General features: G+C 70.4%; 1 pseudogene. It reads right to left on the bottom strand.

Annotated elements, in window-relative coordinates:
• Positions 1-243 (bottom strand): annotated as a pseudogene (locus ACPYOG_RS20380) (FtsQ-type POTRA domain-containing protein); the annotation flags it as partial.

Below are 243 nucleotides of genomic sequence, written 5' to 3' on the forward strand. Positions count from 1 at the left end.
GCGGCGTGCCCCGCTGATCCGAGAGCTTCTTATCGATGGCGGTCGCATCCAGCCGGGAGGTTCCCGTCACATTGATGTGCTTGAGCGCGAGTAGCGGAGAATACGCGACGATCGCGACGGCGAGCACGAGGGCGGCAACGACTCCCGCCGCGGCCAGCCAGGCGAGGCGGCGGCGCCGCGAACGCTTGGTGAAGCGACGGACCTCCCCGCGCTCGACGCGCTTGCGATCGCGACGGGCCGTGC

It is taken from the genome of Leifsonia sp. HAY1-4F, assembly GCF_056755275.1.